General features: G+C 73.5%; 3 protein-coding genes and 1 pseudogene. 1 reads left to right on the top strand and 3 read right to left on the bottom strand.

The window, feature by feature from the left end:
• Nucleotides 1-338: 338 nt before the first annotated feature.
• Complete coding sequence (locus tag ACLJQM_RS37485) at nucleotides 339-1,163, top strand: DUF2306 domain-containing protein (protein WP_247024792.1); 825 nt, start codon at nucleotides 339-341, stop codon at nucleotides 1,161-1,163.
• Between the two features lie 69 nt (nucleotides 1,164-1,232).
• On the opposite strand, the gene ACLJQM_RS37480 is transcribed toward ACLJQM_RS37485, so the two are convergent.
• From ACLJQM_RS37480 to ACLJQM_RS37470, 3 genes and pseudogenes are all read right to left on the bottom strand, one after another.
• On the bottom strand, nucleotides 1,233-1,640 hold the full coding sequence (locus ACLJQM_RS37480) for a hypothetical protein (protein ID WP_360784272.1): 408 nt from the start codon (nucleotides 1,638-1,640) through the stop codon (nucleotides 1,233-1,235).
• 1 nt (nucleotide 1,641) lies between these two features.
• Nucleotides 1,642-2,052 carry a DUF6892 domain-containing protein gene (locus ACLJQM_RS37475; RefSeq protein WP_410635054.1) on the bottom strand — a complete coding sequence of 137 codons (411 nt, stop codon included), beginning with the start codon at nucleotides 2,050-2,052 and terminating at the stop codon, nucleotides 1,642-1,644.
• Nucleotides 2,053-2,062: 10 nt separating this feature from the next.
• Nucleotides 2,063-8,182 (bottom strand): annotated as a pseudogene (locus ACLJQM_RS37470) (type I polyketide synthase); the annotation flags it as partial.
• Nucleotide 8,183 lies beyond the last annotated feature (1 nt).

Here is an 8,183-nt window from a genome sequence, read left to right as displayed (position 1 = left end):
CGCGGCGCTCCCAGTGATCCGGTTCGAGCGGCCGCCCGGCCGCCTCGCGACGCCGGAGCCACCGCCGGGGTTCAGGTCGAAGGCGACTATGCCGGGGGTGGGGCCGGTTTTTCCCCAGAGATCGAGGCGGGCCTGGTCCGGGTCCTGGTCCGGACGTCATGAACGACCCTTTCACCGCGTCCGGTGAGGTGAACGACCCGTTCATGACGTCGGTCACGCCCCCTCTGGCAGGACTTGAGCCGAAGGGCCGCGCAAACCGGCCGAGACGAAGTCTGCGGTTTTCCGTGGTTTCCCGGCGCCATGCTCTTCGCGCCGGATGACCCGAAGGAAGGCAGGCCATGGCAAGCATCGGACGGGCGTTGAGACGCCCCTGGATCGTCCCCTTCTACTTCCTGGTGTTCGGGTTCCTCGCGTTCCGGCTGCCCAACTACCTGGGCTTCGACCCGAGCAAGTCGACCGCCGCCACGCGGCTCGACCTGCCGTTCTACTACCCGTTGCTGGTCGCGCACATCGTGTTCGGCTCGGTCGCGTTCGTGACCGCGTCGATCCAGGTGTGGCCGTGGCTGCGCAACCGGTACCCGAAGCTGCACCGGATCTCGGGGCGCGTCTACGTCCTGGGTGGCGCGCTGCCGGCCGGGCTCGCGATCCTCACCATCACGCCGTTCCTCACCCACGGCGCCGGGCAGAAGGCGGGCAACGCGCTGCTGGGCCTGCTGTGGCTGGGTACGACGATCGTCGGGTTCCGGCGGGCGCGGCAGGGGCGGATCGTCGAGCACCGGGAGTGGATGCTGCGCAGCTTCGCGCTGTGCTTCTCGATCCTGGCGTCCCGGTTCTGGCTGGGCCCGGCCATCCTGTGGCTGGAGCCCGAGGTCTTCACGATGGGCGTCGACGGCCCGGCGGCGGTGCAGGACCAGGTGTCCACGCTGACGTCGTGGATCCCGTGGGTGGTCAACCTGCTGATCGCGGAGTGGTTCAACCACCGCGCCCGCTACAAGGCACTGGGCCGCCAGGCGGCCAAGCGCGCGGCGGCGAAGGTGACAGCGGCCGCACCCGCGCCGGCCGTCGCGGTCGAGCCCGTGCACCACGCAGCCCCGGAACCCGCATTGGCGCCGAACACGAAGACCCCGGTCCTCGAGCGGCCGGCCCCCGACCCCGTCCCCTAGTCTCGCGGCTGCCTTCCCGCGGCGGGGAAACCCCGGCACTACCCCAGGTGCCGGGGTTTCTTCGCGCGCTCAGGTCAGCGGGACGTACTCGCCGCCGGGGCGGGTCGCGTGCGTCGAGGCGCTCGTCAGGAAACGCCCGCGCACGACGCGGACGTAGGCGCCGTCCAGCGGGAAGACCAGCACGAACTTCCGTCCGGCGTGCCCGCACAGCACGAGGCCGTCGCGCAGGTTGCCGAGGAATTCGACGATGTCGCGTTCGACTTCCGCCGCGTGGTCGCGCTGGCCGTCGAGCGAGATGTCGTAGGTGGCGTGCCGGCCGGTCGCCGGGTCGCGCGCCGAGAACTCCAGGCCGAGCCACTGCCCCGGCTCGACGACCACCGTCGCCTGCCACGTCGAGCCGCTCAGCCGCCACTTCGACGACGCGCCGTTCTCGTCGGTGACCGCCGCCCCGGGGAACTCGCGGAGGAAGTCCAGCACTTCAGTCCGCTTCGATGCCGCGCGACGTCAGTTCCGCTTGCAGCGAGCCGCTCAGGAACTCCGACCCGGGCACCCGGCGCAGGTTCGGCAGCAGCGGCAGGTCGGCCAGGGACCCGACGTCGAACAGGTCGTCCTCGCCGTCCCAGACCGGGGCGCAGTGCTGGTAGACGGTCAAGCCACCGTCCAGCACCAGCTCCTCCACCGTCGCCAGCAGGTCCGGGGCGATCTCCAGCGCCGTGAAGTACGCGCGGGCCTCCGGCAAGACCTGGTAGGCCAGCCCGCGGTCGTACGCGTACTGCCACGGGTCGGCCGCCGGCAGCGCCTCGGCGATGTCGAACGCCGGGGTCAGCGTGCGGTCGCCGTACATCAGTTTCTCGACGACGACCAGCTTGAAGTTGAAGTCCTGGAACACACCCCGCAACCTAGCCGACCGGGGGCAGCCAGGCCTGGACCGCCGCCACCGCGTCCGCGATGTGCTCCTCCACGATCGTGAAGTGGTTGCCCGGCACGTCCGTCACCGTGTCCGCGTGGGGCCACGACGAGCGCCAGTCCACCGACTCCTGCTCCGCGACGATCGGCTCCGACGCGCGGACCAGCAGCGTCGGGCACGGCAGCGGCCCCAGCTCCCAGCCCTCCATCAGGTCGAAGCACCAGGCCATCGCCGACAGCCCCGCGCTCGTCACCTCGGTGTACTGCTGGTTGCGCTTGTACAGCCCCTGCATCAGCCCGCCACCCGCGCTCGCGACGAACTCGCTGTCCACCGCGTACGGGTCCAGCAGCGCGACGCCGGCGGGGGGTGTGCCGCGGCGGCAGAGCTCCGTCGCGATCGCGTGCACCAGCAGGCCGCCGGTGGAGACGCCGAGCACGATCGCCGGTTCGCCGCCGGTGTACGCCGAGATCGCGTCGGCCTCCGCCGCGACCAGGGACTGGCGGTCGGCCGGGAGGGCTTCGCCGTCGGTGAAGCCCGGGATCGGGACCGCCGAGACGTCGTGGCGGCCGCGGCAGGACGCCGCGAACAGCGAGTACTGCTGCACCCCCGCCATCGCCACCAGCGCCGGGACGCAGATCAGGTGCGGGCCGGGTGCCGCGTCCGGGTCGCGGCGGGCCAGCCGCAGCGGGCGGATCGGGCGGGTCAGCTCCGCCGACGTGCGGAACTTCGGGCGCAACCTCGCCGCCGCGCGCAGGAACGCGATCGCGTCCGCCTGCTGCCCGGCCTTGAGCGCGTCGGTGAACAGGCCCGCGATCGTCTCCGGGGCCTGCACGGACACCGTCGTGGTGATCTCCCCGGACGTCGGTTCGGCCGCCAGCTCGGCGGCCAGGTGGCCCGCCAGCTCTTCCGGCGTCGGGTGGTCGAACACCACGCCGACCTGCAGGATCAGGTCGGTCGCGGTCTGGAGGCGGTTGCGCAGGTCCATCGCGGTCAGCGAGTCGAAGCCCAGCTCCGGGAAGCTGCCGTCGACCGGCACGGCGGCCGCACTCGGGTGCCCGAGTACCGCGGCGGCCAGGCCGCGGACCAGCTCCAGCACCGCTTTGGGCCGGTCGCCTTCGGGCAGCTGCGCGTACGTCCGCGCGAACGAGCCCGTGTCCTGCTCGGCCGTGGCAGCCGAGCGGCGCGACGGCGGCGGGAGGAGCGCGTACATCATCCGCGGCACCTCGCCGGCCGCGCGCATCGCGGCCAGGTCGAGGCGGATGGCGGCGAGCACCGGCTCCGGGCGGGCCAGCGCGGCGTCGAACAGGGCGACCCCCTGCTCGGCCGAAAGCGCCAGCGCTCCCCCGCGTTCCTGACGGCGGCGGCCGGCCTCGTCCAGCCGCGCCGCCATCACGCTGCTGTCCCCGGCCCAGGTGCCCCACGCGATCGACGTCGCCGGCAGGCCGAGCGCCCGCCGGTGGTGGGCGAGCGCGTCGAGGAAAGCGTTTGCGGCCGCGTAGTTGGCCTGGCCCGCGTTGCCCGCCAGCCCGGCGAACGACGAGAACAGCACGAACGCCGTCAGCTCGCGGTCGCGGGTCAGTTCGTGCAGGTGCCAGGCCGCGTCGAGCTTCGGCGCGAACACCGTGTCGAGCTTCTTCGGGGTCAGCGAGCCGAGGACGCCGTCCTCCAGCGCGCCCGCGGTGTGGACGACCGCCCGCACCGAAGGTTCCGCGTCGAGCAGCCGGGCGAGAGCGTCCCGATCGGACACGTCGCACGCGCGGATGTCCACAGTGGCGTCGAGCTCGAGCGCGAACTCCGCCGCACCGGGCGCGTCCGGGCCGCTGCGGCTGACCAGCAGCAGTTCGCGGACGCCGTGCTCGGCGACCAGGTGCCGGGCGACCGCCTTGGCCAGCGCCCCCGTCCCGCCGGTGACGAGGACCTTGCCCGCCGTCCAGTCCACAGTGGATTCCTCACCGCGGACCCGGGTCAGGCGGCCGACGTGCGGGACGCCGTCACGCAGCACGACCTGCGGTTCGCCCGAGGCGAGCAGGCCGGGCAGCAGCGGCAGCAGGTCGCGGATGGACTGGTCGCCCTCGCGTTCGAGGTCGGCCAGCACGATCCGGCCGGGGTTCTCCGTCTGCGCCGAGCGCAGCAGGCCCCACGCGGTCGCGCCGGCGAGCGCGTCTTCCGTCGCGCCGCGGGTGACGAACACCAGCCGCGTGGTGCGCAGCCGGTCCTCCTCGAGGAACGCCTGGACCTCGCCCAGCACCCACTTCGTCAGGTCGCGGGCCGCGTCGCGGTCGTTCTCCGGCCGCACCGGCACCAGCGGCATGAGGATCACCTGGGGTGCGGGCAGGCCGTCGTCGAGGGCCCGGGACAGCGCCCCGATGCCGAGGAACGTCTCGACCGCGCGGCCGAGGGTGTAGACGGCGCCGGTCAGCCCGAACTCGTCGGCGCCGGCGACGACCCACGTGCCGTCGGCGAGCCGGCCGGGCTCGGGGGCCGGCACCGGCTGCCACTCCCAGCGGAAGAGGCTGTCGCCGTGCGCCGGGGCAGTCTCGATGGCGCCGGCCGCCCGCAGCAGCAGCGAACCGACCGAGACGATCGGGGTGCCGGTGGTGTCGGCGAGGTCGACGCGGACGCTGTCCGCCCCGGTCGGGCTGATCCGCACCCGGGCCCGGGACGCGCCGACCGCGTACAGCTCGACGTCGGTCCACGAGAACGGCAGCCGGCTGCGGCCCTCGCCGGTGAACGACGCCGCGTGCAGAGCCGCGTCGAGCAGCGCGGGGTGCAGGGCGCACGCGGCCGCCTCGGGCCGGTTGGCCTCCGGCAGCGCCACTTCGGCGTAGACCTCTTCGCCGTGCCGCCAGGCCTTTTCGAGGCCGCGGAAGAGCTTGCCGTACCCGAACCCGTTCCCGGCGGCCGTTTCGTAGAAGCCGGTCAGGTCGATCGGTTCGGCACCGGCCGGCGGCCACTCGGCGGGGAACTCCCCCGCCTCCGGCACATCTCCGGCGCGCAGGACGCCGGTGGCGTGGCACGTCCACGGCTCGTCACCGGCGTCCGGTCGCGCGTAGACCGACAGCGTGCGGCGGCCGGCCGGGGTCAGCGGGCCGAGCACGACCTGGGTCCGCACGGCCTGCCCGGGCGGGACCACCAGCGGCACGGCCAGGGTCAGCTCGTCGACGACCGGGCAGCCGGCCTCGTCGCCGGCGCGGACGGCCAGCTCCAGGAACGCGGTGCCGGGCAGCAGGACCGCGCCGCCGAAGGTGTGCTCGGCCAGCCACGGGTGTGTCGGGACCGAAAGCCTCGAGGTGAACAGGAAACCTTCGGTGTCGGGCAACGCCGTCACGGCGCCGAGCAGCGGGTGCTCGGCGGAGGCGAGACCGAGCGCGGTGATGTCGCCGGTCGCCTGCATCGTGCCGCGCGGCCAGAAGTCCGTGCGCTGGAAGGGGTACGTCGGAAGTGCGACGCGCGCACCGTCGGGGAGCTGCCAGCCGACGTCGGCGCCGCGGGCGAAGGCGGCGCCGAGCGCGGCCAGGAACCGGTCGGGGCCGCCGTGGCCGAGCAGCAGGGTCGCCGACGCCGTCGCGCCGGTGCCCGACTGCTCCAGCAGCGCCTGCAGGCCGAGGCTGAGCACCGGCTGCGGGCTGATCTCGACGAAGTGACGGGCGCCGCGGTCGAGCGCGGCGAGTACGCCGGCGTCGAACCGTACGGTGCGTTCCAGGTTGCGGTACCAGTATTCGCCGTCCAGCTCGGGGCCGTCGAGCCAGCGCTGGTCGGCGGTGGAGTAGAACGGGATCGCCGACTCGGCCGGGTGCAGTTCGCCCAGGACGTCGAGGAGTTCGTCGTGCAGCACGCGCACCTGGGGGCTGTGCGCGGCGAAGTCGACGCCCTCGACGCGCCAGCGCATCAGCCCGGCCGCCGACAGGCGCTTTTCCAGCGTGGTCAGCGCTTCCGGTTCGCCGGCGACGGTGACCGTGCGCGGCCCGTTGACCGCGGCGATCGACAATGTGCCTTCGAAGTCGCCGAGCAGTTCGCCGACTTCGGCTTCCGACGCCATCACCGACAGCAGGCCGCCGTGGCCGGCCAGCCGCTCGCCGATCAGGCGGCTGCGCAGGGTCACGATCCGCGCGGCTTCGGGCAGGGAGAGCACGCCGGCGAAGCAGGCGGCGGCGATCTCGCCCTGCGAATGCCCGAGCACGGCGGCGGGCTGGACACCGTAGGAGCGCCAGAGGTGCGCGAGCGACACCATCACCGAGAACAGCACCGGCTGCACGACGTCGACCCGGTCGACCGAAGGCGCGCCCTCGACGCCGGTCAGGACGTCCAGCAGCGACCACTCGACGTACGGCTTCAGGGCTTCGGCGCACTCTTCGATCCGGGCGCGGAAGGCCGGCTGGGTGGCCAGCAGCCCCATCGCCATCTCCGGCCACTGCGAACCCTGGCCGGGGAACACGAACACCGGGCCGGGCGCGGTGGTCACCGTGCCGGTGGCCACGGTCGGCGCCGGCACGCCGGCCGCGAGCGCGGACAGTCCTTCGCGGAAGGTGGCGTGATCGGTCCCGGCCACGACGGCCCGGTGGTCGAAGCGGCTGCGGGCCAGCAACGCGCGGGCGATGCCGGACAGCGGCTGGGCAGGGTGCTCGTCGAGGTGCGCCAGCAACCGGGACGCCTGTGCGGCCAGGGCTTCCGGCGACTTCGCCGACAGCACCCACGGGATCGCGGCCGGTTCCGCGCCCGCCGGGGCGGGCTCGGCGGGCGGGGCCTGTTCGAGGACGACGTGCGCGTTGGTCCCGCTGACGCCGAACGACGAGACGGCGGCCCGGCGCGGCGCCCCGGTCCGCGGCCACGGCCGGGGTTCGGTGAGCAGCTCGACGTCGCCGGCCGTCCAGTCGATCTTGGTGGACGGCTGGTCGGCGTGCAGGGTGCGCGGCAGGACGCCGTTGCGCATGGCGAGGATCATCTTCAGCACCCCGCCGACGCCGGCCGCGGCCTGGGTGTGCCCGATGTTCGACTTCAGCGAGCCGAGCCACAGTGGACGGTGCTCGGGCCGGTCCTGGCCGTACACCGAGATCAGCGCCTGTGCTTCGATCGGGTCACCGAGCGACGTGCCGGTGCCGTGCGCCTCCACGACGTCCACATCGGACGGTGAGAGTTTCGCGTCGGCCAGCGCGGCGCGGATCACGCGTTGCTGCGACGGGCCGTTGGGCGCGGTGAGGCCGTTGGACGCGCCGTCGGAGTTGACCGCGGACCCGCGCAGCACGGCGAGGACCTCGTGGCCGTTGCGCCGCGCGTCGGACAGCTTTTCCAGCGCCAGCATGCCGACGCCCTCGGACCAGCCGGTGCCGTCGGCACCCTCGGCGAACGCGCGCGAGCGGCCGGTCGGCGAGAGCGCGCCCTGACGGCTGTACTCGATGAACACCATCGGCGTCGACATGATCGCGACCCCGCCGGCGAGCGCGAGCGAACATTCGCCGCGGCGCAGGGCCTGTGCGGCGAGGTGCATCGTGACCAGCGACGACGAGCAGGCCGTGTCGACGCTGACGGTCGGGCCTTCGAAGCCGAAGGTGTAGGAGATGCGTCCCGAAGCGACACTGCCGGCGCTGCCGTTGCTCTGGTAGCCCTCCAGGTCCTCGGTGACGCCCTGCAACGCGATCGCGTAGTCGTTGTACATCACGCCGACGAACACGCCGGTGTCGCTGCCGCGCAGGGAAAGCGGGTCGATGCCCGCGCTTTCGCAGGCCTCCCATGCGGTTTCGAGCAGCAGCCGCTGTTGCGGGTCGGTGGCCAGCGCCTCGCGCGGGCTCATCCCGAAGAACGCGGCGTCGAACCCGCCCGCGCCGTGCAGGAAGCCGCCCTCGGCGGTCGCCGACGTGCCGGGCCCGCCGACGTCGCCGAGCAGGTCGGCCAAGGGCCAGCCGCGGTCGTCCGGGAAGCCGGAGATCGCGTCGGTGCCGTCGTCGACCAGCCGCCACAGGGCTTCGGGGGTGTCGACGTCGCCGGGGTAGCGGCAGCTCATGCCGACCACGGCGATCGGCTCGTCACCCGCGGACTCCGCGGCGACCAGGCGCTCGCGGGTGCGCTGCAGGTCGGCGGTCACCCGGCGGAGGTAGTCGAGCAGCTCGGCTTCGGTC

Origin of the sequence: Amycolatopsis sp. cmx-4-83 (assembly GCF_046548815.1) — a bacterium.
Taxonomy (GTDB): domain Bacteria; phylum Actinomycetota; class Actinomycetes; order Mycobacteriales; family Pseudonocardiaceae; genus Amycolatopsis; species Amycolatopsis pretoriensis_A.
Note: the sequence above shows the minus strand (reverse complement) of the source record. Positions and strands in the feature narration are given on the sequence as shown.